Here is a 26,789-nt window from a genome sequence, read left to right as displayed (position 1 = left end):
CGGTCACCCGTACCGGTGAGCCGCCGCAGGCGTGGACCTCAGGGCAGGGCCGTCGCGTCGGGCCGGGCGGCGTCCGGGGCCGTGGCCGGGCCGGTCTGACCCCCTGGCGTGAAGGGGGCGTCGGGGGCCATGGAGGGGGCGTCCGGGCTGGTCGCGGGGGCGGCCTGCGCCACGGCACGGCGGCCCAGGCCCCGGTCGACGGCGACGAAGAGCAGGCCCAGCAGCCAGAACGCGGCGGCGAAGAAGACCGCGCTGACGGCCACCCCCGCGTAGCCCAGCTCGCCTGCGTCGATGAACGGGTACGGGTACCGGTCCACCACCAGCCCTCTCAGCAGCGCGAAGCCGAGGTATCCGAGGGGGAACGCCAACCACCAGGCCGCGTAGCGCGGGCGGAGCCGGCCCCGGCGGTCGAACAGCGCCCAGTCCGCCACGGCCAGCAGGGGCACGACGGTGTGCAGGAACTGGTTGCCCAGCGCCTCGCCGAGCGTACGGTCGGCCTGCGGCATCGCGAACGGGCTGGCCGGGTTGGCCAACACCAGGTGGTAGACCACGCCGGTGATGGTGATGTAGAGCGTGACCGCGCCCTTGAGCGCCGAGGGCGGCTCGGGCCGGTCCTGGCGGGCCAGCCAGGCGGCGTATCCGGCGAAGAGCCCGACGGCGAGGTTGCTCTGGATGGTGAAGTAGGGCAGCAGGCCGGTGAGCGTGGCGGAACCGAGCGCGGTGAGCACGATCCCGGCCAGCACGCTGATCACGATCGCCAGGCGGAAGACCACCGCCACGCGTCGACGCCGCAGACTCATCGGGGCAAGCTACCAGCCACCCGGAGCTGAGGTCACCGGCCGACGGCACGCGGGCCACGCCGCCGGGGGAGGGCGCGCGGGCAGGGGCGCGCCCCTGCCCGTCGGCCGCCCGGTCAGCCCGCCTCGCCGCCGCTCGGCGGGGCGGTGTGGCGCCCCTGCTCCGGCGGGAGGTGGGCGGGGCCGGGCCCGGCCGGTTGCGCGGCCGTGGCCGACGGCGACGCCGTGGGCAGCGGCCCGGTCCGCCGGCTCGGGTCGGCTCCGGGCCGACCGGTCGGGTCCACCCCGGGACGGCCGGTCGGGTCGGCTCCGGGTCGGCCGGTCGGGTCGGCTCCCGGTCGGCCGGTCGGCTCCGCTCCCGGATGGCCCGTCGGGTCGGCTCCGGGTTGGCCCGTCGGGTCGGCTCCGGGATCGCCGGTCGGCGTGACCGTCGGCCCGCCGGACGGGCTGCCGTTCGGGGCGGGGCCCTTCGGCTCGTCGGTCAGCACCCGGTCGCAGTAGCCGGCGACCTTTCCAGGGCCACCGGCGGCGCGGATCAGGTCATCGAAGGTGGCCTCGTCCGGGAGACCGCCGTCGCCGACGTCCGCCCGGTACGCCCGGCACGACTCCCGTACCGCCGCGTCGTGCTCCGGCCGACCGTCCACCCCGCCCGTCGGGGCGGACGGCGGACGGTGGGCCTTCGTGGGTGCGGCGCCCGTGGTGGGGGCGGGCACGGGAGCGGCGGTGGTGGGTGCCGGACCGCGCAGCGGGTCGGGCAGCGCGCCCCCGGTGGCGGCGAGGGCCACCCCGCCCGTGAGGGCGAGGGCGGCACCGGCCAGCGCGGCGCGGACGCCGAACCCCGCGAGGGCGGGACGGCGGCGCGGCTCCGGCCGGCCGGGCGGGTTGCCGGCCCGGGCCAGCCGGTAGGCCCGTACGGCCGCCTCCTCACCGGCCAGTTCGTCGGCGTGGGGCGTGGCGCGGACCGCCGTCAACAGCGACGTGAGGGACTGCGGGCCGTCCTGCGGGTCGAGGACAGGGCCGTCGAGCAGCCGCTCGACGGTTTCCTGGTCCATCCGGTGTGCGTTCATCTCGTGTCCCTCAGCGCCACGGGCCGTCGGGCCGTCACACGGGTCGGGTGTGACGTCCGACAAGTGCCGGGCCGGGACCGACCGGTCCGCCCATGGTCCTGACACGCCGCGACCGCCTCGCGCAGGATGCCCGGACGCCGGGTTTCCGCCAGCGGTTGCCGATTCGTCCGGTGCGCGGTGCACTGAATCACATGGGTGTGATCAAGGTGGGCACGTCGTCCTGGGCGGACCAGATGCTGCTGCGCTCGGGCTGGTACCCCCGCGCGGCCAACACCCCGGCCGGTCGGCTCGACTTCTACGCCGGGCGCTTCCCGCTGGTCGAGGTGGACACCTCCTACTACGCGGTGCCCGTGCCGGAGACGACACGAGGCTGGGTGGACGCCACGCCCGAGGGCTTCACCTTCGACGTCAAGGCGTTCAGCCTCTTCACCGGTCACCCGACACCGGTGGCGGCGCTGCCCCGCGACCTGCGCCCGGCCGGCGGCCCGAGCCGGATCCGGCGCCGGGACCTTCCCGCGGCCGCGTACGACGAGCTGTGGGACCGGTTCCGGGCGGCGCTGGACCCGATCGCGGCGGCCGACCGGCTCGGCGCGGTCCTGCTCCAGTTTCCGCCGTGGCTGGCCCGTGGGGCCGCCGCCGAACGGCGCATCGCCGAGCTGGCGGAGCGGTGCCAGCCGTGGCGGGTCGCCGTCGAGCTGCGCCACGCGTCCTGGTTCGACGGCACCGCCGCGCTGGACACGCTCGGGTTCCTGCGGGAGCGCGGGCTGTCGTTCGTCTGCGTCGACATGCCGCAGGGGCACGCCTCGTCGGTGCCGCCCATCCTGTTCGCCACGGCGGAGCTGGCGGTCGTCCGGTTCCACGGCCACAGCACCGCCTGGGAGACCGGGGACAAGCAGGAGAAGTTCCGCTACGCGTACGGCGACGAGGAACTGCGCCGCTGGTCGGAACTCCTGGTCGAGCTGGCCGGGCAGGCGGGGGAGCTGCACGCGCTGTTCAACAACTGCTGCGGCGACCAGGCCCAGCGTGACGCGGCCCGACTCGCGGAACTGCTCGGGGTCCGCCCGGCGGGACGCGACCGGGCGGGAGCCGGTTCGCCCTCCTGAGCACCCACCGGCCCCACCCGGGATCGTCGGCGCGGCGCCAGGTTTCCCCGCCGGCCGCCCGGGTACCGGCGGGGGCGTGAGCGACGGAAGGGGACGCGGTGATGGGTGAGCAGCGGCAGGAGCACCCCGGGGAGGCGACGCCCGGCGTACCGGGGGACGCGGCGGCGCGCGAGACCCGGGAGGCGCAGGAGGCGCACGGCGGCAGCATGGCGCCCGCTCTGGTGGACGACACCGGTCACCCGGTGACGGCGGACCCCGCCGAGGTCGCCGACGAGGACACCGCCGGCGGCTGACCCCGTGACGCGGGGTCCAATTCCGTGGACCGGGGCCGGTGCCCTCCGGGATGATCGCCGGATGGCGGCAACCTCCCGTGCGCTCCTGCGCTGGCAGTTCGACCTGACGTGGTCGCTGTTCGAGTACCACCTCGAGCGCCTCGACGCGACGGACTTCCTCTGGGAACCGGCCGAGGTCTGCTGGACGGTGCGTCGCGACCCCGCCGGCGGCTGGACACCCGACTGGGCCGACACCGAACCCGACCCCGTGCCGGTTCCGACCATCGGCTGGCTGTCCTGGCACATCGGCTGGTGGTGGACGGTGACCATGGACCATCTCGGGGGACGGCCAGCACGGCAGCGCACCGACGTGCGATGGCCGGGCGCGGGCGAGCCGACGGTCGCCTGGCTGCGGGGCCTGCGCGCCGAGTGGCTGGGGCACCTCGACCGGCTGACCGACGCCGACCTCGACGGCACCGCGCCGTTCCCGTGGCAGGACGACCCGGGCCACACGGTGGCGCACATGCTCGCCTGGGTCAACGCCGAGCTGATGAAGAACGCGGCCGAGATCGGTCAGCTCCGGCTGCTGCGGGCGGCGGGGCGCGCCTGACCGCCGGGCTCTTCGGCGGGGGCGGTCCCGTCCGCGCGGCTCGGCGTCCAGGTCGAGGAACCACGCCTCGTGCAGCCCCGTGCCGGGGCGTGCCGGTCAGGAACGTCGGCCCCTGGTCCGCAGCGCGTCCTCCGTCCGCTCCTCGACGTCGGCGGCGTCGGGGAAGGACCGTCGGGCCGGCGCCGGGTCGGGCGGCGCGCCGGGGCCCGCCGGCCGCGTGGGTGTCGGTTCGACCGGGCCGAAGCCGTGCCGGCCGGCGGGGCCGGACGGTCCCGCCGGCTCGTCGGCCCGCCGCTCCCCGCGCCGCCCTTCCGGCACGGCGGTCTCCTCGCTGCCCTCGTTCATGGGGTCGTGCTCAGCGACGCCCCACGGCGCCTCCACGTCCATGCCGTCCCTGGTCACCCAGGGCGTGGTCGCCTCCGGTGCGCGTCGGCCCCCGCCGCGTCCCTCTTCTGCCGTCATGACCACCTCGCTGCTCGGTCCGCCGGTACCGGCCCCGAATGCCCGTCACCGGGGCGGTCATGCCTCGCCGGCGCCCCGGGGCCGCGGTGCCGGTACGGGTGGGGACGCGCGCAGCGGCGCCCCGCCGCCGAGGAGTCGGCGGGACGCCGTCCGGCGACACGTCGTCAGCAGCGGCCGGACTTCGCCATCCGCTTCTGCCTGGTCCCGCCCATCGCCATGAGCGCGCCCATCCCCTTCGGGGCGTTCCGCATGCCGCCGATGCGCCCGAACATCCCCCGGAACACCTCGCCGGGCTTCTGCTGCTCGCCCATGTACGCGGTCATCACGATGAGCGCCCCGGTCATCGCCGGGACAGCCCACTGGAGCATCCGCATCTGCCGCTGGCACGACGCCACGTTCGACGGCGTGTGCGAGTTCGGCTCGGTGACCCCCTCGACCGCCGGGCCGCCCGCCTTCTCCAGCTTCATGCCGAGCAGTCGGCTGTAGCCGGTCACCGCCAGCGCGCCGACCGTCAACGCCGTCTTCAGCGTGCTGGCCCGGGCCACCCCCGACTGGGCGGCCACCCGGGGGCTCTCCGTCACCAGTTCCCCGACGGCCCCCGCCAGGTGGGCGCCGATCGCCGCGGCGTTCACCGGGGTCCACCGGGCCCAGCCGGCCGAGGCCATCGGCAACCGCTGGGTCGAGTCGTTCATCTGTGCCGCCGCGCCGTTGACGCCGAACGCTCCCATCAGGGAGCCCCCGAACCAGGCCGCCAGGCCCAGGTCGTGCATCGAGCGCAGTGCGGTGTGCCGTTCGGACATCTGATCCCCTTCCACCGTGTCGGGCGGTGCGGCATACCCGCCGCCCGGCCGGCTAATCCCGCCCGTGACCTGCCGATATGCCGCGGCGGCACAGATACCGGACCCGGGGCGTCGTCGCCGGGGACGGGCCGGGAGGAGTCGTCGGGGCCGGCGCGGGTAGTTCGTCGGACGACCCGAGCGAGAGGGGAAGCGGATGTCGCAGCCCGAGGAGAGCCGGGAGAAGACCGCGTCGACCGACGCGGTGCTGATGCACCCGGACAACGATCCGCGCAGGACCACGGCGCAGGTGCCGCCGCCCGCCGAGCGCGGCGAGACCCGCGTGGAGCGGGACGGCGAGATGGTGCCCGTCGACACCGACGAGTGAGCGTCTCCGTCCCGGGCGGTGGTCGCGCCGCCCGGGACGCGTGCCGCAGCAGCCCGGCGCCGGTGTCACGTGACCGGGGGAGCGGCCCCGACGGGTCGCCCCGCTCGGTGCCGCGTCCCGCCCCGGGTCAGCGGGCCGGCAGGTCGGCGGCGAAGCGGGCCACCCGGGCCGCCAGCGGGCCGCTCGCGCGTACCCAGGTGAAGTGGTCCATCGGGGCGCCGGCCTGCGCCGGCGTGTAGCGCTCGCGCGCGACGGGCGCCGCGGCCAGCTTCGCGCACAGGTGGTCGACGGTCTCGTGCGGGGTGTACTGGTCGTCGTCGACGCTGACCGCGAGGACGGGGGTCCGCAGCGCCCGCACGGCCGCCTCGGCGTCCACCCCGTCCAGCTGCGGGAAGCGCCCGGTCCGCGCGGTGTACGCCCAGTCCCGGATGACCCCGCGCGCCTGCCGGCCGCCGAAGCCCCAGCCCGGCCAGACGCCGAGCAGCCGGGCGGTCGCCGCGATCCCCTGGGTGTACGGCAGGACGCCGTACCCGCGCAGGCCCGGGTAGCTGCGCCACCACGGTACGCCGACGGCGACCAGCGCCAGCCCGTCGACGTCGTGCTCGCCGTGCAGGGCGAGGTGCAGCAGCGCCGCCTGCCCGCCGAGGGAGTGCCCGAGCAGCAGCGTCCTGCGCCCGTCCCGCCGGGACTTGAGCGCCGCCAGCGCGGCGCCCACGTCGGCGGCCAGTTCCGGGTAGCCGTACCGGCAGGCGCGGCTCGGCTTCGGGGTGCTCTCCCCGGTGCCGCGCAGGTCGGCCACCGCCACGGCCAGGCCGGCGGCGCGCAGCGCGGCGGCGAACGGCCGGTAGTAGCGCGCCCGGACGCCCATCGCCGGCGTGATCAGCACCAGCGGGGCGTCGGCGACGCCCTCCGGATCCGGATACACCTGTAGCCCGATGCGGGCCCCGTCGACCTCGACGAACTCCTGCCGGTATTCCCCCGTCGCGTTCACCGGCCCAGGCTACGGCCCGAGGCTACCGACGGGTAACCGTGGGGTGGTGGGCGTCACGTCCCGGGCGACGACCGGGGGCCGCCCACCACCACCCTGCGCTACGCCACCGCCGGAGCGGGCCGGCCGACCGTGCTGACCGTGGCGTAGACCGTGCTCAGCTGCTCGGCGCAGCGCTTCCACGAGTACCGGTTGCGGATCCGGTCCAGCGCCGCCGTCGCGTACGCGAAGCGACGGACCTTGTCGGCGAGCAGCCGGCGGACCGCGGTGCCGAGGGCCCGGGGGTCCCGCGGCGGCACGAGGTCGCCGGTCAGGCCGTCTACCACGGTGTCGGCGATCCCGCCGACGTTCGTGCCGACGACCGGTACGCCGCACGCCATGCCCTCCAGCGGGGTGAGCCCGAACGGCTCGTACCAGGGGGCGGCCACCAGCAGGTCCGCCGAGCGGTACCACGGGGCCAGCTCCTCTCGGGGCAGCCCGCCCAGCAGCTTCACCCGGTCGGCGACCCCGCAGGACTCGGCGAGCGCGCGGAGCCGGCGGGCGAAGCCGTCCGCGGGGAGCAACTCCGCCGGCGGGCCGCCGACCACCACGCACTCGGCGTCCGGCACGGCCGGCAGCGCCCGGATGACGTCCTGGATGCCCTTGCGCTCCACCAGCCGGCCGACGGTGATGATCCGGGGGCGGGCCGGGTCGCGCGGGGCGACGGGCCCGTCGGGACGGAACAGCTCCTGGTCGACCCCGGCGGGGACCAGCGTCATCCGGGACCGGGGCACGCCGAGGCGGACCAGCTCGCCGACCTCGTCCTGGCACTGCACGATGATCCGGTCGGCGGCCCGGCCCAGGGCCCGCTCGTAGCCCACCCGGCCCGGTGGGCTGGTGTCCCGGGCGCCCTGCAACCGCCGCTTCACCGAGCCGAGGCTGTGGTACGTCAGCACCACCGGCACCCCGGTGCGCCGGCCGGCGTGCAGGGTGGCCAGCCCGCTCGTCCAGAAGTGGGCGTGCGCCACGTCCGGCGCCCAGCCGCCATCGCGCCACTGACCCGCCAGCCAGCGCCCGAACTCGCCCAGGTGCGGCAGCAGCTCGTCCCTCGGCACCCGCAGCGCCGGGCCGGCCGGCACCTGGCACACCCGGTAGCCGTCCGGGGTGACGACGGAGTCGGGCGGGACGGTGGAGTCCCGGCGGGTGTAGACGCGCACGTCGTGCCCCTCGCCGGCCAGCGCGGCGGCGAGCTCCGCCACGTGCGTGTGCTGACCGCCGGATTCCTCCACCCCTCCGACGGCGAGCGGACTGGCGTGCTCCGAGATCATCGCGATACGCATGTGCTTCCTCCATCGGCCGGCCCGTCGGCGGGGACCCGGTCGAGCCCCGGGGCGTCTCCTCGCCGCCTGGCGGACCCCGCCGCAGGAGTCCCTACCCCCGACCTTCCCTCCTAACCGCCGCCTGCCCGGCTCGTCCTGACGGAGTGTCCGTCGGGTGTGGAGCGGCCGGCGGGTGGCGGGGCGAACCACCCCACCGCCCGTGACCGCCCGGTCGCAGCCGGTCAGGACCGTTCGTCGTGGAGCATGCCCGGCCCGAAGACCTCGTAGGCGATGCGCTCCACCGGCACTCCCCGGCGCAGCAGGCCGCCCCGGACGGTGTTCATGAACGGCAGCGGCCCGCAGAGGTGCACGTGGGCGTCGGGGGAGAGGGGGATCAGCGCCGGGTCGACCCGGCCCGCGATGACCTCGGCGGTCACCCCGGCCAGTTCGCCGCCGGTGAGGTCCTCGTACCAGAGGGCGGTGCGCAGGTTGGGCAGCGCGGCGTGCAGGCGCGGCAGTTCACCGCGGAACGCGTGGGCCGCGCCGGCCCGGTCGGCGTGCACCAGCACCACCGGACGCTCCGGTTTGGTGGCGGCCAGGTGCTCCAGGGCGGCCATCGCCGGGGTCAGGCCGATGCCCGCGCTGACCAGCAGCAGCGGGCCCTCCCCGGCCACCGCGCTGACCTCGCCGAACGCGGGGCTGAGCCGGAGGACGTCGTCGACACCCACGCGCTCGTGCAGGAAGGTGGAGACCATGCCGTCGGGGGCGTCACCGCCACCGCGTACGCGCTTGACGGTGATCCGCCAGTGGTCGGCGCCGGGACGGCCGGAGAGGCTGTACTGGCGGATCTGCTGACCGCGCCCGCCGTCGAGGTCGACGGCGACCGAGGTGTACTGGCCCGGGACGAAGGTGGGCACCGGGCCGCCGTCGGCCGGGACCAGGGTGAACGACACGACGTCCAGCGCCTCGGTGGCCCGGGCGACGACCCGCCAGTCCCGCCAGACCGACTCGCCCTCGGCCAGCCCGGCCACGGTGTAGAGGCGGGCCTCCCGGGCGATCAGCTCGCAGGCGAGCAGCCAGTAGACCTCGTCCCAGGCCGCCGCGACCTCGTCGGTGACGGCGTCGCCGAGCACCTCGCCGACGGCGGCGAGCAGGTGCCGGCCGACGATCGTGTACTGGGTGGCGGTGATGCCGAGCGAGGCGTGCTTGTGCGCGATGCGGTCCAGGATCGGCCCCCACGGTGCGTGGCTGCCGCCGGTCAGGTGCTCCGCGTACGCGACCACGGCGGCGGCGAGGGCGGCCTTCTGGGTGCCGGTGGCCTGGTTGCTGCGGTTGAAGATGTCCAGCAGTTCGGGGTGCGCGTCGAACATCCGCTGGTAGAACCGGCCGGTGATCGCCTCGCCGTGCGCCTGCACGGCGGGCAGGGTCGCCGTCACCACTGCTGCTGAGGACTCCGAGAGCACGACTGTCTCCTTCTGGGCTGAACCGCTCGGGCCCCGACAGCAAAACAGGTATTCGAAATACCTCTTCAGGGCCGAAGGTCCCGGGTCGAGGGTCGTCCGGATCACACCCGGGGCCGGTCGGCCGTGGTGGGCGGTCGACCGCGCTGGCTAGGGTCGAGGCGTGAAGCTCAACCGGTCCACCGACATGGCGCTGCGCATCGCCATGCTCGCCGCCGCGAACCCGCGACGGATGACCGTGGACGAGCTGTCCGACCAGCTCGACCTGCCCCGCAACCACGTCGCCAAGGTGGTGCAGCGGTTGCAGCGGCTCGGGGTGCTGGTCACCATCCGGGGCCGTTCCGGCGGGGTGGCCTTCGCCGAGGACGGCGGGAGGACCACCGTCGGGCACGTGGTCCGGGCCTTCGAGGGCGACGACGAGGTGGTGTCCTGCGACGAGCCGGCCTGCTCGCTGCGCGCGGCCTGCCGGCTGCGGGGCGAACTGCGCCGTGCCCGGGACGCCTTCCTCGCCGTGCTGGACGACGTGACCCTCGGCGAGCTCGTCGCCGGGCCGACCGGCCCGGCGCTGCTCGCCCTCGGCCTGCCCCGCCCCCGGCCGGCGCCGTCCGGGGAGCCACCGGGGCGCGACGTGTCGCCGTCCGGAGAGTTGCCGGCGCCCGACGCGCCGCCGTCCGGAGGGTCGCCGGGGCGCGACGTGTCGCCGTCCGGGGGGCCGCCGGGGCGCGACGTGTCGCCCTCAGCGACCGTGCCGCGTCCGCCGGAGCCCCACGCGCCGCCGTCGCCTGTCGGGCCCTCCGGAGCCCGGCCGGCCGTACCCGGTCCGGTCTGAGGAGTGACGATGCCCGCCAACAAGGTCTCCCACCCGGTCTTCGCCCGGGTGTTCCAGCGGGCGAGCGTGGCGATGGACCGCGCCGGCGCGGCCGCTCACCGGCGGCGCCTCGTCGCCGGCCTCGCGGGCCGGGTGGTCGAGGTCGGCGCCGGCAACGGCCGCACCTTCGCGCACTACCCGGGCACCGTCGAGCGGGTGCTGGCGGTGGAGCCGGAGCCCCGGCTCCGGGCGGCGGCGCGGGAGGCGGCGGGCACCGCTCCCGTACCCGTCGAGGTGGCCGACGGCCTCGCCGAGGCGCTGCCGGCGCCCGACGGCGACGCCGACGCGGTGGTGTTCTCCCTGGTCCTCTGCTCGGTGGCCGACCAGGCCGCCGCGCTGCGCGAGGCCCGCCGGGTGCTGCGGCCCGGTGGGCAGGTGCGCTTCTTCGAGCACGTACGCGCGCAGAGCCCCGGCCTGCGCCGCGTGCAGCGGTTGGCCGACGCGACCGTCTGGCCGTTGCTCTGCGGCGGCTGCCACACGGGCCGCGATACGGTGGCCGCGATCCGGGCGGCGGGCTTCACCGTCACCGAGCTGGACGCGTTCCGCTTCCCCGACAGTCGACTCCCGGCCCCCGCCACCCCGCACGTGCTCGGCGTGGCCACCCGCGACTGATCCACCCTCGCCCATGGCCGCGCCGGTGGTCGGTGGCCGCGCCGGTCGTCCGTGGCCGCGCCGGTCGTCCGTGACCGAGCCGGCTGTCCGTGGCCGTCGGACCGGTGCCACTCACCGTTGCCGCGCCGGTCCGTTCCGGGCCCGGACGTGGCGGAACCCCGCGCCAGGCGGCACGGGGTTCCGGGACGCGGTCGCGGTCAGGAGACCGTGATCGAGCCGTCCCCGGCGCGGACGCAGGCCACGGAACGCGCACCGGTGGTGGCTGCGCCCGTCAGGCACTGCCCGAGCACCTGGTGGCCGGCGGCGTTCGGGTGCCACGACTCCTGGCAGGTCTGGAAGTAGCTCACGCAGGTGTTCGCGATCCGCTGGATGGCGATCTTGTCCTTGCCCGAGAGGCTGGTGACGAAGACGCCGTTGGGCGGGCTGTCCTGCAGCCGGATCGGGGTGGCCAGGGTGCCGGCCGGGCTGGTTCCCGACTCGCAGAGCCGGGCGCCGTCGAAGGCCCGCTGCACGTTGAGGTAGACCAGGTCCGCGCCAGGGAACTCGGCGGCCAGGGTGTCCCGGGTGGACTTCACCAGGGTGCCCAGCCCCTGCGAGAAGCGGTGCCCCGGCAGCAGGCTGGCCCGGTGGATCGGGCAGCCGGCCGCGTACCGCTCGGCGCCGAGCGCGCGGAACTTGTCCCGGGTGTCGTCCCGGCTGTCCTCCTCGTGGAACCCGGGGGCGAGGTCGAGCGGCAGCGGGTTGGTGTAGTCCTGGAAGACGATCCGGTGCTGGCCGTCGGCGTCGATCTCGCGCAGCGTGGCGAGGAGCTGGCGTACGGCCGAGGTGGTCTCCGCGGTCGCGGCGCTCCACTGGGCGGCGGTGGCCAGGTCGGCGTCGGAGCAGGGCTTCTGCTCGACGGGGCCGTTCAGGTAGGCCCAGAACTCCCACCAGCCGGTCCAGGCGTCGGCGATGAACCGGTTGGCGCACTTCTCCGCGACGTTGCCGAAGGTGAACGAGCTGTTGTTGGAGCCGAGCCCGAGCAGCACCAGGTCGATGTCGTGGGTCCGGCCGACCGCCCGGAGCTGGTCGAGCTGGGCGGCCACCTGGCGGCCGTTGGCCCGGGCCGAGGAGGCGGCGGCGATGTCGTGCGGCTGCCCGCCGGAGCAGGCGAGGTTGAACCGGTCCTGGATGCCCGGCAGATTGGCCCGGTGCAGTGAGGCGTTCGCCGAGCGGTGGCAGAAGAACGCGTTGTTGTTCGCGGCGGTCCAGCCCGGGAAGCCCTGGGCGACCCCGTTGGCGTCGGCCACCGGGGTGTACGCCCCGGCGCCCTCGCCGCTGATGAAGCTGTCGCCGAGCGCCACCGCGGCGGTGGGCGGGGCTGCCGAGGCCGGGGCGCTCAGCCCGACGGCGGTCGACAGGGTGGCGGTGGCGACGGCGAGCGCCGCCGCGAGTGCGGTACGACGGAACCTGGACATGCGTCCCCTAACTGTCCATCGAAACGTGAAAGATCCTCCGAGGGCGCGATCAGATCACTCCGGCACGACGGGCGTCAATGGCCTGTAACAAGATCTTTCCGAGAGGGACACACTCGCCCCGGCCGCGACCCCGGGGGCGTCGGCGGTCGGAGCGCAGGTCCGGGGCGTCGGCGGTGGAGTGTCGGTGGCCGGTGACGCCGGCCACCCGGCCCCCGGGGGTCCGGCGTCCCGGCGACCGGAGAACCCGGCGTTGCGGTGCCCGGGGACCCTGCGTCAGTGGCGGCGTCAGCCGCGTGGGGGAAGGCTGGCCACGGCATCGTTGTTGTCCGGGTGGAACCGCCCGCCGGCCGGCATCACCGCAAACCGGTCACGGTGGCTTCGATGCGCCGGAACCGGACGGAACGCGCTACCCTGCCGCCCGGGCCCGACCCACGACGAGGCGCGTGCCTCGCTGCGGGGCGCCGTCGTCCTGTCGCATCTCCCGGTTAGGCTCGCTGCGGCGCGCGGGCCGGCCGGCGACGTCGGACGCGGCACCACATCGCCGAGACCTGGGAGTACGACCAGTTGACCGCAGAGCCTGAGACCCTGTACGGGGCCGACGACCTCACGCACCTCGAGGGGCTGGACGCCGTCCGCAAGCGGCCCGGCATGTACATCGGCTCCACCGACAGCCGTGGCGTGGGTCACCTCGTCAACGAGATCCTCGACAACTCGACGGACGAGGGCGTCGCCGGCCACGCCACGAAGGTGGAGGTGACGCTGCACGCCGACGGCTCGGTCCAGGTCGACGACGACGGTCGGGGCATCCCCACCGACGTGCACGCCAAGTCCGGCATCTCCGGCGTCGAGCTGGTGCTCACCCGGCTGCACGCGGGCGGCAAGTTCGGCGGCTCCGGCTACAAGACCTCCGGCGGTCTGCACGGCGTGGGCGCCTCGGCGGTCAACGCGCTGTCCCGCCGGTTCGACGTCACCGTCCGCCGGGGCGGCAAGGTCCACGCGATGTCGTTCCGGCACGGCGTGCCGGGGGTCTTCGACGATGCCGGCCCCGACGCGGCGTTCACCCCGGGTCCCGGCCTCCAGATCGTCGGCGCGATGAAGCGCGGCCAGCGCACCGGCACCTCGATCCGCTGGTGGCACGACGCGCGCTACTTCGAGACCGGCGCCCGCCTGGACGCCGAGGCCGTGCGGATGAAGCTGCGCAACACGGCGTTCCTGGTGCCGGGCGTGAACTACACGCTGCGCGACCACACCGGCGAGGAGCCGACCGAGGAGAGCTTCCACTACCCCGACGGCCTAACGGACATGGTGGAGTTCCTCGCCCCGGCCGGCGACCGGCCCGTCTCCGGCATGCTGATGGTCACCGGCGAGGGCACCTACCGGGAGAACGCCGCCGACGCCAACGGGGTCATGCAGTCCAACGTGCAGCGTCGGGCCGAGGTCGAGGTGGCCTTCCGCTGGGGCACGGGCTACGAGCGCACCGTCGAGTGCTTCACCAACACCATCCGCAACGCGCACGGCGGCACCCACCGCAAGGGCTTCGAGCGGGGCCTGGCGCGTACCCTCGCCGACGCCGTCCGCAACACCCGTGGCCTGCTCAAGGCCAAGGAGGACCCGCCCACCCTGGACGACGTCCTGGAGGGCATGACAGCGGTCGTGCACGTCCGGATCCCGGAGCCCCAGTTCACCTCGCAGACCAAGGACGAGCTCTCCACCGCCGGCATCACCAAGGTGATCCAGGGGCTGGTCGAGCAGCACCTGAAGGCGTGGCTGGAGGATCGCCGGACCAAGGCCGAGGCGCGTACGGTCCTCCAGAAGATCGTCGACGCGGCGCGCGTACGGCTGACGCAGAAGCAGCAGAAGGACGCGGCCCGCCGCAAGACCGCCCTGGAGGGCGCGTCGATGCCGCCGAAGCTGGTCGACTGCCGCGCGGCGGGCATCGACCGTAGTGAGCTGTTCATCGTGGAAGGGGACAGCGCACTCGGGACAGGGCGACTTGCCCGATCTGCCGAATATCAGGCACTTCTTCCGATTCGAGGCAAGATCCTCAACGTGCAGAAGGCCAACCTCCAGCAGGTGCTGGACAACGTTGAGTGCGCCGCGATCGTGCAGGTGCTCGGCGCCGGCTCCGGCCGCACGTTCGACCTGTCCGCCATGCGCTACGGCCGAGTGCTGATCATGGCGGACGCCGATGTGGACGGCGCGCACATCCGCACCCTGCTGATCACGCTCTTCGCTCGCTACATGCGACCGCTGATCGAGGCCGGCCGGCTCTACGCGGCGATGCCGCCCCTACACAAGATCACCACCAGGGGGCGCAACCCGCAGACGATCTACACCTACACCCAGGCGGAGATGGAGGCCACGGTCCGCAAGCTGGAGAAGGCCGGCAAGCAGATCGTCACCCCGATCCCGCGATTCAAGGGTCTCGGCGAGATGGACGCCGACGAGCTGTGGGAGACCACGATGAACCCGGCCACCCGGGCCGTCCGCCGGATCACCCTCGACGACGTCGACGCCGCCGAGCGGATCCTCGAACTGCTGATGGGGGAGAAGGTCGAGCCGCGCCGCAACTGGCTGATCGACTCCGCCGACCGGGTCGACCGCGAGGCGATCGACGCATGAGCACCACCCGCCGAGAGGGAAGCTGAACGATGGCACGCCGCAAGGACGACCGCGCCAAGGTGGACCTGTCCGCCTTCGACCAGGCCGGCGCGCGGGTCTTCGACAATCCGCTGGTCACCGAGGTCTCCGACTCCTACCTGGAGTACGCCTTCTCGGTGATCCACTCCCGGGCCCTGCCCGACGCCCGCGACGGCCTCAAGCCGGTGCACCGGCGCATCCTCTGGTCCATGTACGAGCAGGGCCACCGCCCCGACCGGGGGCACGTGAAGTCCGCCCGCATCGTCGGGGACGTGATGGGCAAGTACCATCCGCACGGCGACACGGCCATCTACGACGCGATGGTGCGCCTGGCGCAGGACTTCTCGCTGAACGCGCCACTCATCGACGGGCACGGGAACTTCGGCAGCCCAGACGACGGGCCGGCGGCCTCGAGATACACCGAGGCCCGGATGTCGCGGGAGGCGATGCTGCTCGTCGGCGAGTTGGGCGAGGACACGGTCGACGTCGAGCCCAACTACGACGGCTCGCTGACCCAGCCCACCGTGCTGCCCGCCGCGTTCCCCAACCTGCTGGTCAACGGCGCCTCGGGGATCGCGGTCGGCATGGCGACCAACATGATCCCGCACAACCTCGGCGAGGTGGTCTCCGCCGCCCGCTGGCTGATCAACCACCCGGACGCCACGCTGGACCGGCTCATGGAGTTCGTGCCCGGTCCCGACCTGCCCACCGGCGGCTTGCTGCTCGGGCTCGACGAGGTGCGCCGGGCCTACGAGACCGGGCGCGGGGTGGTCCGGATGCGGGGCAAGGTCGAGATCGGCCCGCTGGAGGGCAGCCGGGGCCGGCAGGCGATCACTGTCGTGGAGCTGCCCTACGGCGTCGGTGCCGAGAAGGTCATCGCGGCCATCACCAACGAGGTCAACAAGACCAAGCGGCTCACCGGCATCGCCGACGTCAAGGACCTCACCGACCGGGAGAGCGGCACCCGCCTGGTCGTCGAGTGCAAGGTGGGGGTCAACCCGCAGGCGCTGCTCGCCGACCTCTACCGGCTCACCCCGCTGGAACAGTCGTTCGGCGTCAACAACCTGGTGCTGGTCGACGGGCAACCGCAGACCCTCGGGCTGAAGGCGCTGCTGGAGGTCTTCCTGGCCCACCGCTACGAGGTGGTGACCCGGCGCAGCTCGTACCGCCGGCGCAAGCGCCAGGAGCGGCTGCACCTGGTCGACGGCCTGCTGATCGCCCTGCTCGACATCGACAAGGTGGTCAAGCTCATCCGGGCCAGCGAGGACGCGCAGGCCGCCAAGGACGGCCTGATGCAGAAGTTCAGGCTCTCCGAGATCCAGGCCACCTACATCCTGGACACCCCGCTGCGCCGGTTGACCAAGTACGACCGGATCGAGCTGGAGGCCGAGCAGGAGAAGCTCCGCAAGGAGATCGCCGAGCTCTCCACGATCCTCGACGACCCGAAGGTGCTGAAGAAGGTCGTCTCCGACGAGCTGGCGGCGGTGGTGAAGCAGTTCGGGGCGCCGCGTCGCACCACGCTCGTCGACGGGGACCTCAAGGAGGTGCTGGCCGCGTCCGCGCCGGCCGGCCCGCTGGAGGTCGCCGACGACCCCTGCCAGGTGATCCTCTCCGCGACCGGGCTGGTCGCCAGGACGGCGGCGGAGTCGGAGGAGGCGTCCGAGGGCCGCCGGCGGCACGGCCGGACCAAGCACGATGCCGTACGCGCCGTCGTGCACTCCACCGCCCGGGGGAAGGTGCTGCTGGTGACCAGCGCCGGCCGGGCGTTCAAGGTCGACGTGCTGCCGCTGCCGGTCCTGCCCGAGCAGGCGGGGACGGTGTCGCTGCGCGGCGGGATGGCCGCCGCCGAGCTGGTGCCGCTGGAATCGGGGGAGACCGTGGTCGGGCTGGCACCACTCGGGCCGACGGCCGAGGGCTCCCCGGGCCTCGCCCTGGGCACCCGGCAGGGCGTGGTCAAGGTCTGCGCACCGGAGTGGCCCGTCCGCTCGGACGAGTTCGAGGTGATCGGCCTGCGGGAGGGCGACGAGGTGGTCGGGGCGACCTGGCTCACCGACGGCGCGGAGACGCTCACCTTCGTCACCTCGGAGGCGTCGCTGCTGCGGTTCGCCGCCGGACTGGTCCGGCCGCAGGGGACCAAGGGCGGCGGCATGTCGGGCATCAACCTGCCCGCCGGCGCCCGGGTGGTGTTCTTCGGGGCGATCCGCACCGACGACCCGGGCCACGGTGAGCCGATGGTAGTCACCTCCACGGGCGCCACGGTGAAGGTCACGCCGTTCCAGGCGTACCCGGCGAAGGGGCGGGCGACCGGCGGTGTGCGCGCCCACCGCTTCCTCAAGGGTGAGACCGACGTGGCCGTCGCCTGGGTCGGGTCGCGTCCGGCGGCCGCCACCGCCACCGGCGAGCCGGTGGAGCTGCCGGCGGCGGACCCGCGCCGCGACGGCTCCGGCTTCGCCGTGATGCTGGGCCCCACCGTCGTCGGCCACCAGATCGAACGCGACTGACCCAACCGGCCGGGGGCCGGCCGCTGACCCAACCGGCCCCCGCACGCCCACCCACCCACCCCCACTCCCACCCCCACCCCTGCTCCCCGCGCTCGTTCCGCGCGTTGATCATGAAGTTGTTGTCACCCCACTCGGCGTGTCACGACAACAACTTCATGATCAACGGGGCGGAGCGGGGGGCTGGGTGGGGGTGGGATCCGGGGTGGGGGTTCGTAGGTGGGTTACCAGGCGCATGCCGTGGTAGACGGTCAGGGCGGCGGCGGTGCCCAGGGCGATGCCGTTGAACGAGAGGTCGCCGGCGGTGAGGGTGTAGTTGGCCGCGCCGACGATCACCGCGACGGCGGCGGTCATCAGGTTCACCGGGTCGTGGAAGTCCACCCGGCTCTCGATCCAGATCCGCGCGCCGAGGATGGCGATCAGGCCGTACAGGGCGGTGGTGGCGCCGCCGAGGACACCGGCCGGCACGGTGAGGATCAGCGCGCCGAACTTCGGGCTGAGCCCGAGCAGCACCGCCGTCAGGCCGGCCACCCAGTACGCGGCGGTGGAGTAGACCCGGGTCGCCGCCATCACGCCGATGTTCTCCGCGTAGGTGGTCGTGCCGGAGCCGCCGCCGGAGCCGGCGAGCATCGTGGCCAACCCGTCGCCCATGAACGCCCGGCCCATGTCCCGGTCCAGGTTCCGGCCGGTCATCGCGGCGACCGCCTTGACGTGCCCGGCGTTCTCGGCGATCAGCACCAGGATCACCGGGATGACCAGCACGACCGCCCGCAGGCTGAAGCTCGGCGCGTGGAACTCGGGCAGGCCGACCCAGGCGGCGTCCCGCAGGCCGTCGACCGCCTTCGGGTCCAGGTCGCCGAGCACGGCGGCGAGGACCCAGCCGACCACCACCCCCAGCAGGATGGACAGGCGGGCCAGGAAGCCCCGGAAGGCCACCGTGGCGAGCAGGATGGCGGCCAGCGTCACCACCGCGATCAGCGGCTGCGCCTTCACGCCGGTGCCGCTCCCGTCGCCGTCCCAGGCGACCGGGGCGAGGTTCAGGCCGATCAGCGCGACGATCGCCCCGGTGACCACGGGCGGCATCAGCGCGTCGATCCAGCGCGACCCGGCGAGCTGGACGACCAGCCCGACGGCGGCCAGCGCCACGCCGGCGACGACGATGCCGCCGAGCGCCGGGCCGATGTCGCCGCCGGCCTTGGCAGCCAGCACCGGCGCGATGAAGGCGAAGGACGAGCCGAGGTACGAGGGCAGCCGGTTGCCGGTGATCAGCAGGAACAGCAGCGTGCCGAGCCCGGAGAAGAAGAGCGTGGTGGCGGGCGGGAAGCCGGTGATGAGCGGCACCGTGAAGGTGGCGCCGAACATCGCGACGACGTGCTGCACGCCGACGCCGAGGGTGCGCGGCCAGGAGAGGCGTTCGTCGGGGTGGACCACGTCGCCGGGGCGGATGGACCGGCCGTCGCCGTGGACCGCCCACGCGGACCAACGGGAGCGCGGCTCGGTGGAGGACTGGGTCATGGAACGCCCTTCGCGTCTGGAGAGGTGACGGGGGCGCAGGTGAAACCCAGGAGTCGTTTCTAGCAGAGGCCCGGCTCGGCCCGGCCGGTGGCCCGGCAGGGGTTCGGCTGGTGGCATGGGCGGGCCGTCCGGGCCCGCGAACCGTTGCCGCCCGTCGGGCGGGTCAGGCGACGCCGGCGGGGCGGAACTGGACGCTGACGCGGGGCCCGACGGGGCGGGTGGTCTTGGGCACGGCGTGCTCCCAGGTGCGCTGGCAGGAGCCGCCCATCACCACGAGGTCGCCGTGGCCGAGTGGGAAGCGCAGGCTGTCGCCGCCACCACGGGGCCGCAGCAGCAGTGCGCGCGGCGAGCCGAACGAGACGATGGCGACCATGGTGTCGGTGTGCGCGGAGCGGCCCTGGGTGTCGCCGTGCCAGGCGACGCTGTCCCGGCCGGAGCGGTAGAGGCACATGCCGGCGGTGACGAAGGGCTCGCCGAGCTCGGGGGCGTAGTGCCGGGTGAGGGCGGCGCGCGCCTCGGTGAGCAGCGGGTGCGGCAGCGGGCGGTGCCCGGCGTACCAGCAGAGCAGCCGGGGCACGTCGACCTCGGCGTCGTACATCGTGCGGCGCTCGGCCCGCCAGGGGACGTCCCGCAGCAGGACGTCGAAGACCTGGTCGGAGCCGGTGACCCAGCCGGGGAGATGGTCGACCCACGCGCCGTGGGTGAGCGGGTGCCGGCGCAGCCGGTCGGCCAGCGGGCTCAGCGACGGTCCGGCGGCGGTGAGGTCGAACATCGACGGCTGGTAGGCGGCCCCGGTCATCCGCCCAGCGTACCCGCCATGTTGGTACAGGTGTACGGACGCGTCGCCCGCCCGCCGGTCGCCGGTGAGGGGCGGCCGGACGGGCGGTGCGAACCCCGCCTCAGCGGCTCAGCATCCGGCGCACCCGGCCACCGATCACCTGCTTGACCCGGGCCTGCAGGCGCTGCCCGCGCAGCGTCTCCGTCTCCTTGCGCAGCTCGACGTTGCGGTCGCGCAGCCACTGGATCCGCTCCAGCAGCGCGTCGGGGGCGGTCGCGGCGGCCGGGCGTACGGCGGGCGGGAAGGCGGTGGAGCGCACCTGCGCGTCGAACCGGGCCGCGCTGTCGCCGTCGGCGAAGGCGTGGCCCAGGTCGTGCTTGGCGAGGAAGGCCAGCATCGTCTCGTAGCGCGACCTGTGGCCGGCGTTGAGCGCCGTGTAGTCCGCCTCCGCGTAGAGCTGGGCGGCGTCGACGTCGACCGGCACGTCCTTCATGACCCGGTGCGGGATCTCGAAGTACCGGGCGAGTTCCAGGGTGCGCGAGTCGTGCGCGAAGAGGTAGCCGGGCGTGCCGGCGATCAGCGCGGTGATGGTGCCGTGGATGCGGGTGCCGAACGCGAACTCGAACCCGGAGAGGTAGTCCATCCAGGTCCAGGGGTCGACGAACATCCGCACCTTGTCCTCGGTGAACAGCGGGTGCGAGGTGTGGATCGGGATCTTGCTGGTCCTGCCCCGGTCCCCGGGGGCGTCGCCGTAGAGGAGCGTGCCGAGCGTCTTGAGGTCCTGCGGCAGGTAGCGCAGGTTCGGGTACCGCTCGTGGTGCCGGGCGATGATCTCCGCCATCGACGTGACGTACGGGGAGACGGTGAGCGCGAGCCTGTCGTCGGGCGACAGGGACGCCTTCCTCTTCTCCACCCGCAGGCTGTCGCCGTGCAGGAACATCGACGGGCAGCCGATCACGTCGACGGCCGAGAAGCCCAGGGTGCGCAGGTAGTCACGGGTGATCTCGCCGCGTACGCCGATGCTGTGCGAGCGGTCGAGGACCGCCCGTACGAACCGGGTCACGACGTCGTCGATCGGGCGGAGGTACTCCCGGTCGCCGTTGATGTCGGTCTGTACGCCCACCCCGAGCACCACCACCGGGATCTTCAGCTGCTCGATGAGCTTCGTCATGGCCTCGACGCGGTGGGCGTAGCTGCGGCGGAAGGCGTTGGCGAGCGGTACGACGTAGACGTCGTACCGCTCGTTGATCATGTCGGCGTCGCGCGGGTCGATCCTGAACTCGGTCGAGGTGATCTCGGCGGTGGCGGTGCGCAGGAGCTTGTGGGCGGCGTGGCTGAAGACGAGGTTGCCGTTGTTGTCGCCGATCCAGTTCCGCTCGTGCGTCTCCTCCGGCGAGTAGACGTCGAACGGGCCCTTCTTCGCCCGCATCAGGATTCGCTGGTGCATTCGCCCGCCTCTCGTCACCTCCGGGTCTGGGAATACTAGCCACCCGATCGGCCGGAACCCGGATGCCCGCCACCGCCGTCACGGATGGGGACGCAACGGTCACGGAGGGACGGGAGGAACGGGACTCCCCCACGGGACAGAACGGGCACTCGCGGACGGGACGGAACAGAGCCTCAGGCCCGGCGGGTAGGGTGCCCGGCGGGGCGGCGCCGACCGGCGGACCGCCACGGGCCCCTCGGGGGCGCCTGAGGACGGGGTCGAGGAGGAGACGTACGTGCTGGTGACCCTGCGGATCGTCGGGATGCCGGCATGAACGACGCCGCGACCGTCGCGCCCGCCGCCCGGCCCGCGTCCCCGGCCAGCCGCCTGCCGTCGCTGACCGGGCTGCGCTGGGTCGCCGCCCTGCTCGTCTTCGGGTTCCACGTCGCGACGATGGGCATCATCGCCGAGCCCGGCCAGAAGGCCGTCGTGGACTGGGCCTTCGCACTCGGGCTGTCGGGCGTGCAGTTCTTCTTCATCCTCAGCGGCTTCGTGCTGGTCTGGTCGGCCCGACCCACCGACACCCGTCGGGCGTTCTGGCGGCGCCGGGTGGCCAAGATCTGGCCGAGCCACGTGGTGCTGTGGGTGGCGGCCCTGGCGGTCGCGGCCTGGTTCGCCGACCCCGTGGACCGGTTCGTCGCGGTGGAGAACCTGTTCCTCCTCCAGGCGTGGGACCCGCGGCCGGGCCACTTCTACAGCATCAACACGGTCAGCTGGTCGCTGTCCTGCGAGTTCTTCTTCTACCTCTGCCTGCCGTTGGCGCTGCCGCTGATCCGCCGGGCCCGACCGTGGGCCCTGTGGGCCGTCGTGGTCGCGGTGCCGCTGCTCATCCTGGCGCTCTGGCCGGCCCAGGCGCTGGTGCCCGAGGAGAGCCGCTGGTGGTTCACCCAGATCTTCCCGCCGGTGCGGTCGCTGGAGTTCTGGATGGGCGTCGCCGCCGCCGAGCTGATGCGGCGTGGCCGGTGGCGCGGGCCGGGCCTGCCGCTGGCCAGCCTGCTCTTCGTGGCGACCTGGGTGGTCGCCGCGCAGTGGGTCCGCGCCGAACTGTGGGCGGCGCTGCTCTCGGTCGCGTACATCCTGGTCATCGCCGCGGCGGCGGACGCGGACGTGCGCGGGCGGCGCTCGCCGTGGCGGTCCCGGCCGATGATCTGGCTGGGCGAGGTCTCCTTCGCCTTCTATCTGGTGCACGTCCTCGTGATGATCACCGTCCTGCGGCTCACCGGCGACTGGGGCGTCGGCTTCACCGGCTGGTCGGGGCTGGCGGTGGTGCTCGGCTTCCTGCTGGTCAACCTGGCCCTGGCCGGCCTGTTGCACCGTCTCGTCGAGACGCCGATGATGCGGCTGCTCACCCCGCGCAGGCCGGTCCGGACGCCGCGGGACGGGGACGGCGCCGGGCAGGACCCCGGCGGCCCCGGGGCGACGCCGGGGGATCGGGGCAGCGCCGTGCCGCGCCCCCGGGCCGCCGGCCCGCAGGACGACCACCGACCGACGTACGCCGACTCGCGCTGAGCGCCCCGGCGACCGGAGTGTCCGCCGACGAAATCCCGGCCGTTTCGGTGACGCCGGTCACCACGTCGGCGAACCGGTCATCGGGCGCGGCCCGGTCGATTCCTGCCGGGGTTTCGGCGCCGATGTCCGCCACTTGTCCCGTTGTCGCCCGGAGGTGCGCGCAGAAACGGTCGTCCCATTGAGTCGCGTCAGTGGCGAAGTGCCCGCAAAAATTGTCTGCCGATCAAGGTTTAGGCAGGTGGGACGGGGTTGGCAGGGCGCGGACCGGCCAGTAATGTCGGCGCGTCCGGTGCGGTACCCGATCGCCAGAGGCGACGCCGCGCCGACCCGCCTAATCGTGAACGACGAACCGGGGACCCAGTGCTCGTTGGGGTGAATCCGTGGGCCGTGGGCCCGTGGTAGGGCGTTCTTCCCGCCCGAATCCGTCAGCTAACCCGGTCGGCGGTGTCGGAAGGAGTTCCATCGTCATGCCACACCCGTACACCCCTCGGTTGTGCCGCCGTCTCCACGGCGCCGCGGTGACCGCGCTCGTCCGCCCGCAGGTCATGAGCTGACCCACCGGTCACCGTCCGTCGCCCGGCGTCCCGGGCGCATCCCCTGAGTGGCCCACCACCCGCCCGGACGCCCGTCCGCGCGGTCGGTCCGCCCTGCCCTCGGCGCGGACCGACGGCCGCTCACCCCGAGCCCGTGGAGGAAACCGTGAAGCACCACCTCAAGCGACAGCTGCGTCGCCTCACGTCCGAGCGTCCGTACCAACTGGCCGCCGCGTCCGCCGCGGCGCTCGTGCTGGCGTCGGGCACGGGCGCGCTGCTGGCCGGAACCGACGAGGCCCCCGCCGCCGCGCAGGCCCCGGTGGCCGCGACCGAACTGCGGGACGACGCGTCGGCCTCGCGCAGCCAGGCCCGGGTCGCGCCCGCCCCGTCCAGCGCCGCCCCGGCCGCGTCCAGCGCCGCCCCGTCGGCCAGCGCGTCCAGCGCCGCCCCGGACCCGGACCTGACCCGCAAGCCGGAGCCGCCGAAGCCTCCGGCCGCCAAGAGCCTGGACTACGACTACCAGGCCCAGACCACCTTCTACAACTGTGGTCCGGCGGCCGTCCGGCACGCCCTCAGCGCCGCCGGCATCGCGCGCAGCCAGGACGCCCTCGGTGCCCAGCTGGGCACCGACCAGATGGGCACCGACTCGGCCCAGGACACCACCCGCGTGCTGAACGCGGTGGTGAAGGGCGACCCGTACCGGACCCGGATGATCCCCGGTGGCGCCGCCACCCCGGCCCAGATGGACCGGCTCCAGGCCGACGTCGTCGCGGCCATCACCGACGGGCGGGGCGTCGTGGTCAACGTCGCCGGCAGCGCCACGGACACCGACGGCGGCTGGCACTCCTTCCCCGGCGGCCACTACATCGCGGTGGTCGGCTACCAGGACGAGGGGCGGCTGGTGAAGATCGCCGACTCGGCGAACCCGGCGACCGCGTCGTACTGGATCAGCACCATCGCCCTGGCGAACTGGGCCGCCACCCGCGGCTACTCCGCCTGAGCGACGCCGTCGGGCGTCGGCTCCCCACCCGGGGGGTCGGCGCCCGATGTCGTGTCCGGGTCACGGCCCTCGCCCGCGGCGTCCGACGGGTGGCACACTGCGCCCATGGTCGATGAGTCGGGTGAGCGGGACGGCCGGCGGGTGCTCCTGCTGCTGCACGGCATGGGCGCGACAGGCGACGTGTGGCTGCCCTGGGCGCCGCTGCTGGAGCGTCGGTGGGCGGGGCGGTGGCTGGCGCCCGACCTCGCCGGCCACGGCTGGTCGCCGCCGCTGCCGGAGTACTCCTTCCCGGGGCTGGCCGCGCGGATCGGCGCGGGGCTCGCGGCGGGGGACCGGCTCGTCGTGCTGGGGCACTCCCTCGGCGGGGTGGTCGGGCTGGCGCTGGCCGCCCGGGGCGCCGGGCTGCCCGTCGACGCCGTCGTCGGGCTCGGCATCAAGGCCGTCTGGTCGCCGGCGGAGCTGGCCAAGGCGGGTGAGCTGGCGGCCCGGCCGGTGACCTGGTTCGCCAGCCGGGACGAGGCGGCCCGCCGCTACCTGCGGGTGGCCGGCCTGACCGGGCTCTTCGCCCCGGAGCACCCCGTCGTGGAGGCGGGGCTGCGGCAGGTCGACGGCCGCTGGCGGCTGGCGATGGACCCGGCCGCGTTCGGCGTGGGCGCGCCGGAGCTGCCCGCCCTGCTGGCGGCGACCGACGTGCCCGTGCTGCTGGCCCGCGGCGAGCACGACCCCATGGTCACCGACGCCCAGCTCACGGAGCTGGGGGTGCCGGTCGCCACCCTGCCCGGCCTCGGGCACAACGCCCACGTCGAGGCCCCCGAAGCGGTCCTGGACCTCGTCGAGCCGTACCGCTGACGGTGCCTGGCGAACGGCCCGGCCCGGAGATCCGCCGTCGCGACCGGTGTGCCTCCCGAACGGTGCGTCAGGTGGCGGGGGAGAGGGCCGCCTCGTCCGGGTCGAGCGGCAGGCCGGTCGCGCCGCCCGTGCGCGGGGCGGGCGTCTTCCAGCCCTCGTCGAGCTGGCGCCGTGCGGCCTCCAGGAACGCCTCGGCGTACGACTCGGCGGGGAAGTCGCCCAGGTAGCGGCTCCGGGTGACCCACCGCGCCGAGGCCAGCGGATCGGTGTCCAGCAGCGCGGTCAGCACCTCGTCCACGTTCGCCATGTCGCGCCGCAGCACGTAGCCCGACCCGGCGAGCGGGAACTGCTCGGGGAACCGGTCGCCGGAGTCCACCATGTCGGTCACCGCGTACGGCTTGCCGGAGTAGAGGTAGTCGGAGATCACCCCGGACACGTCGGAGACCAGCGCGTCCGAGCGGTTCACGCACTCGGTCAGGGTCAGCTCCCGGCTGGCGGCGGCCCCGAAGACGTGCTGCCGGCCGCTGCGGGCCCGGTCCGCGGCCAGCAGTTCGGTGAGCCGGCCCAGCTGCCGGGCGGAGGCCGGGTTCTGCGAGGTGTACGGGTGGGCCCGCAGGATCACCGTCGCGCCCCGGTCGAGCAGCCGGCGCAGCAGCGTCTCGGCCACCGGCAGGGAGCAGTAGTTCGCGTCCGCGTTGTGCCCCGTCCAGGTCGGCGTGTAGAGCACGGTAGGGTTGGCCCGCCCGTGCGCCGGCTCCGGGCGTACCTCGATCGACTCGACCTGCGGGCGGCCGACGACGACGAACTTCTCCGCCGGGATGTCCACCCCGGCGCGGGCGTACCGGTCGATGGCGGCCTGGCCGGCGACGAAGATCCGGTCGAAGATCGCCGAGACCGGGTTGGCGCTGGGGGCCTTGTCGCTGTCGCCGTGGTGCAGCTGGACGTGGGTCAGCTGGGTGTAGCGGATGCAGTGGCTGTTCTTCGCGCCGTGGTTGACGTAGAACGCCACCCGCAGACTCGGCACCAGCGCCTCGTCCATGGCCCTGGTGGTGGGGCAGTAGACCACGGGCGCGCTGGTGGCCGCGGCGACCAGGGGCAGGAACTCCGGCTCGCGCACCATCACCAGGAACGGCCGGCCGATCCGCTCCAGGTACGGCAGCCACATGGTGACCTGGTACTCCGAGCCGGGCGGCGCGGAGAAGTGGAGCAGGAACTCGGGCTGGTGCCGGCGCAGCGCGCGGGACACCGCCGAGCCGCCGGCCCCCGGCCGGAACTTGCGCCGGGCGAGGTCCAGCCCGACCGCCGCGGCACCGGCGGCGACCAGGGCGACGGCCGTCAGCGCGACACCGGCGGGCAGGCCCGCGACGGCCGCCAGCGCCAGCAGGGCGAGCAGCACCGCCAGCGCGTCGCCGAGGCGGGCGGCGACCAGCGGCGTCCACGAGCGCACCGGCAGGTTCGCGGCGCGCACCTCCAGGCCGCCGGCGTCGCGGAGCGGGTTGACCAGCAGCACCAGCCCCAGCAGGGCCAGCGCGGTCACGGCCAGCGCGGGGTCGAACCCGGCGTCGAGGCGGCGGGCGTAGCCGACCAGGATCGCCGCCGCGACCAGCGTGGTCTCGGCGGCGTTGTCGGCGCCCGGGCGCACCCGCCGCTCCCAGGTGGCCGCCGCGAGGGCGGCCACCGCCAGCCCCAGCCCCCAGCCGGTCGCGCCGGTCAGCGCGACGACGAGGAACGCCAGCACCGCCAGGCCGGTGGCCAGCGCGCGGGCGAGCAGCTTCCGAACCAGGTCACCACGCATGTCGGCTCCGTTTCCCGCCGTGGCCCGA

Annotated in this window: 23 protein-coding genes and 1 riboswitch; of the genes, 11 read left to right on the top strand and 12 right to left on the bottom strand. The window is 74.4% G+C overall.

Translation table 11 applies throughout. The features are described 5' to 3' along the window. Nucleotides 1-38: 38 nt before the first annotated feature. On the bottom strand, nt 39-800 hold the full coding sequence (locus tag ACLQ20_RS23975) for a Pr6Pr family membrane protein (protein ID WP_425857731.1): 762 nt from the start codon (nt 798-800) through the stop codon (nt 39-41). Between the two features lie 113 nt (nt 801-913). Continuing rightward, nucleotides 914-1,864, bottom strand: a complete 951-nt coding sequence (locus ACLQ20_RS23970; protein WP_425857730.1) for a hypothetical protein — start codon at nt 1,862-1,864, stop codon at nt 914-916. A gap of 191 nt (nt 1,865-2,055) precedes the next feature. Here ACLQ20_RS23970 and ACLQ20_RS23965 point away from each other — a divergent pair, with 191 nt between their 5' ends. The 3 genes from ACLQ20_RS23965 to ACLQ20_RS23955 all read left to right on the top strand — a co-directional run bounded on the left by ACLQ20_RS23965 (nt 2,056) and on the right by ACLQ20_RS23955 (nt 3,849). After that, nucleotides 2,056-2,967 carry a DUF72 domain-containing protein gene (locus tag ACLQ20_RS23965; protein WP_151455864.1) on the top strand — a complete coding sequence of 304 codons (912 nt, stop codon included), beginning with the start codon at nt 2,056-2,058 and terminating at the stop codon, nt 2,965-2,967. A gap of 101 nt (nt 2,968-3,068) precedes the next feature. Then, nucleotides 3,069-3,260, top strand: coding sequence for a hypothetical protein (locus tag ACLQ20_RS23960; RefSeq protein ID WP_225852332.1), 192 nt, complete (start codon nt 3,069-3,071; stop codon nt 3,258-3,260). A gap of 61 nt (nt 3,261-3,321) precedes the next feature. Further along, the gene (locus ACLQ20_RS23955; RefSeq protein WP_151455863.1) at nt 3,322-3,849 is read left to right on the top strand and encodes a DinB family protein; all 528 of its coding nucleotides are present in this window, start codon (nt 3,322-3,324) and stop codon (nt 3,847-3,849) included. A 96-nt stretch (nt 3,850-3,945) separates the two neighbouring features. Here the strand turns inward: ACLQ20_RS23955 and ACLQ20_RS23950 are convergent, their stop codons facing one another. Both ACLQ20_RS23950 and ACLQ20_RS23945 read right to left on the bottom strand, forming a co-directional pair. Then, entirely contained in the window at nt 3,946-4,311 is a 366-nt protein-coding gene (locus ACLQ20_RS23950) for a hypothetical protein (RefSeq protein ID WP_425857729.1), read from the bottom strand. 164 nt (nt 4,312-4,475) lie between these two features. Next, on the bottom strand, nt 4,476-5,111 hold the full coding sequence (locus ACLQ20_RS23945; RefSeq protein WP_151455861.1) for a hypothetical protein: 636 nt from the start codon (nt 5,109-5,111) through the stop codon (nt 4,476-4,478). A gap of 193 nt (nt 5,112-5,304) precedes the next feature. Between ACLQ20_RS23945 and ACLQ20_RS23940 the strand changes: the two genes are divergently transcribed. Next, entirely contained in the window at nt 5,305-5,475 is a 171-nt protein-coding gene (locus ACLQ20_RS23940) for a hypothetical protein (RefSeq protein WP_165947796.1), read from the top strand. Nucleotides 5,476-5,602: 127 nt separating this feature from the next. On the opposite strand, the gene ACLQ20_RS23935 is transcribed toward ACLQ20_RS23940, so the two are convergent. The 3 genes from ACLQ20_RS23935 to ACLQ20_RS23925 all read right to left on the bottom strand — a co-directional run bounded on the left by ACLQ20_RS23935 (nt 5,603) and on the right by ACLQ20_RS23925 (nt 9,272). Beyond that, nucleotides 5,603-6,466 carry an alpha/beta hydrolase family protein gene (locus ACLQ20_RS23935; RefSeq protein WP_151455860.1) on the bottom strand — a complete coding sequence of 288 codons (864 nt, stop codon included), beginning with the start codon at nt 6,464-6,466 and terminating at the stop codon, nt 5,603-5,605. Between the two features lie 98 nt (nt 6,467-6,564). Further along, nucleotides 6,565-7,782, bottom strand: coding sequence for a glycosyltransferase (locus tag ACLQ20_RS23930; RefSeq protein WP_151455859.1), 1,218 nt, complete (start codon nt 7,780-7,782; stop codon nt 6,565-6,567). A 221-nt stretch (nt 7,783-8,003) separates the two neighbouring features. After that, nucleotides 8,004-9,272, bottom strand: coding sequence for a globin domain-containing protein (locus ACLQ20_RS23925; protein ID WP_425857778.1), 1,269 nt, complete (start codon nt 9,270-9,272; stop codon nt 8,004-8,006). Between the two features lie 112 nt (nt 9,273-9,384). Here ACLQ20_RS23925 and ACLQ20_RS23920 point away from each other — a divergent pair, with 112 nt between their 5' ends. Then, on the top strand, nt 9,385-10,050 hold the full coding sequence (locus tag ACLQ20_RS23920) for an Rrf2 family transcriptional regulator (protein WP_425857728.1): 666 nt from the start codon (nt 9,385-9,387) through the stop codon (nt 10,048-10,050). A gap of 9 nt (nt 10,051-10,059) precedes the next feature. Then, on the top strand, nt 10,060-10,701 hold the full coding sequence (locus ACLQ20_RS23915) for a class I SAM-dependent methyltransferase (RefSeq protein WP_151455856.1): 642 nt from the start codon (nt 10,060-10,062) through the stop codon (nt 10,699-10,701). Nucleotides 10,702-10,898: 197 nt separating this feature from the next. Here ACLQ20_RS23915 and ACLQ20_RS23910 read toward each other — a convergent pair whose 3' ends face one another. Further along, on the bottom strand, nt 10,899-12,158 hold the full coding sequence (locus ACLQ20_RS23910; RefSeq protein ID WP_425857727.1) for a hypothetical protein: 1,260 nt from the start codon (nt 12,156-12,158) through the stop codon (nt 10,899-10,901). Nucleotides 12,159-12,722: 564 nt separating this feature from the next. Between ACLQ20_RS23910 and ACLQ20_RS23905 the strand changes: the two genes are divergently transcribed. Then, complete coding sequence (locus ACLQ20_RS23905; RefSeq protein ID WP_425857726.1) at nt 12,723-14,780, top strand: DNA gyrase/topoisomerase IV subunit B; 2,058 nt, start codon at nt 12,723-12,725, stop codon at nt 14,778-14,780. 29 nt (nt 14,781-14,809) lie between these two features. Beyond that, on the top strand, nt 14,810-17,299 hold the full coding sequence (locus tag ACLQ20_RS23900; protein WP_151455853.1) for a DNA gyrase/topoisomerase IV subunit A: 2,490 nt from the start codon (nt 14,810-14,812) through the stop codon (nt 17,297-17,299). 159 nt (nt 17,300-17,458) lie between these two features. Here ACLQ20_RS23900 and ACLQ20_RS23895 read toward each other — a convergent pair whose 3' ends face one another. The 3 genes from ACLQ20_RS23895 to ACLQ20_RS23885 form a co-directional block, all read right to left on the bottom strand. Continuing rightward, nucleotides 17,459-18,811 (bottom strand): uracil-xanthine permease family protein, encoded by a 1,353-nt coding sequence (locus ACLQ20_RS23895; RefSeq protein WP_358119080.1) that lies wholly within the window; start codon nt 18,809-18,811, stop codon nt 17,459-17,461. A 163-nt stretch (nt 18,812-18,974) separates the two neighbouring features. Beyond that, entirely contained in the window at nt 18,975-19,610 is a 636-nt protein-coding gene (locus ACLQ20_RS23890) for an alpha-ketoglutarate-dependent dioxygenase AlkB (RefSeq protein WP_151454994.1), read from the bottom strand. A 100-nt stretch (nt 19,611-19,710) separates the two neighbouring features. Continuing rightward, nucleotides 19,711-21,036 carry a polysaccharide pyruvyl transferase family protein gene (locus ACLQ20_RS23885; protein WP_358119077.1) on the bottom strand — a complete coding sequence of 442 codons (1,326 nt, stop codon included), beginning with the start codon at nt 21,034-21,036 and terminating at the stop codon, nt 19,711-19,713. A 309-nt stretch (nt 21,037-21,345) separates the two neighbouring features. Between ACLQ20_RS23885 and ACLQ20_RS23880 the strand changes: the two genes are divergently transcribed. From ACLQ20_RS23880 to ACLQ20_RS23870, 3 genes are all read left to right on the top strand, one after another. Next, a complete protein-coding gene (locus ACLQ20_RS23880) occupies nt 21,346-22,584 on the top strand; it encodes an acyltransferase (protein ID WP_327031064.1) in 1,239 nt (412 codons plus the stop codon). Between the two features lie 318 nt (nt 22,585-22,902). Further along, nucleotides 22,903-23,043, top strand: a riboswitch (cyclic di-AMP (ydaO/yuaA leader). Nucleotides 23,044-23,271: 228 nt separating this feature from the next. Continuing rightward, a complete protein-coding gene (locus ACLQ20_RS23875) occupies nt 23,272-24,117 on the top strand; it encodes a C39 family peptidase (RefSeq protein ID WP_327031065.1) in 846 nt (281 codons plus the stop codon). 105 nt (nt 24,118-24,222) lie between these two features. Then, nucleotides 24,223-24,966, top strand: a complete 744-nt coding sequence (locus ACLQ20_RS23870) for an alpha/beta fold hydrolase (RefSeq protein WP_425857725.1) — start codon at nt 24,223-24,225, stop codon at nt 24,964-24,966. A 67-nt stretch (nt 24,967-25,033) separates the two neighbouring features. Here the strand turns inward: ACLQ20_RS23870 and ACLQ20_RS23865 are convergent, their stop codons facing one another. After that, the gene (locus ACLQ20_RS23865; RefSeq protein WP_425857724.1) at nt 25,034-26,761 is read right to left on the bottom strand and encodes a CDP-glycerol glycerophosphotransferase family protein; all 1,728 of its coding nucleotides are present in this window, start codon (nt 26,759-26,761) and stop codon (nt 25,034-25,036) included. Between the last annotated feature and the right edge of the window lie 28 nt (nt 26,762-26,789).

It is taken from the genome of Micromonospora sp. DT46, from assembly GCF_049841735.1.
Taxonomy (GTDB): Bacteria; Actinomycetota; Actinomycetes; order Mycobacteriales; family Micromonosporaceae; genus Micromonospora; species Micromonospora reichwaldensis.
The sequence above is the reverse complement of the archived record's forward strand: the minus strand, read 5'-3'. Positions and strand labels throughout refer to the sequence as shown.